Below are 263 nucleotides of genomic sequence, written 5' to 3'. Positions count from 1 at the left end.
CAGCCTACCACCTGGTGCACGAACAGGTGATTAGTCCGCTACACAGCCACCTGACACGCCTGATTGCCGCCTGGACCGGCTGCGACGCCAATGACACCCGCATGATCCTTCATACCCATGCGTTGATTGGTGAGATTCTGGCGTTCCGTCTTGGCAAAGAAACAATTCTGTTACGTACCGGCTGGACCGCGTTCGATGAAGAAAAGACCGAACTGATCAACCAGACGGTGACCTGTCATATCGACCTGATTTTGCAAGGATTA

General features: G+C 53.2%; 1 pseudogene. It reads left to right on the top strand.

Going from position 1 to position 263, the window contains the following annotated elements:
• Positions 1-263: pseudogene (cecR, locus tag SB765_RS30660) on the top strand (DNA-binding transcriptional regulator CecR); the annotation flags it as partial.

The organism is Pseudomonas sp. SIMBA_067 (assembly GCF_046534675.1).
GTDB classification, from domain to species: Bacteria; Pseudomonadota; Gammaproteobacteria; order Pseudomonadales; family Pseudomonadaceae; genus Aquipseudomonas; species Aquipseudomonas putida.
This window is presented reverse-complemented; position numbering and strand designations above follow the sequence as displayed.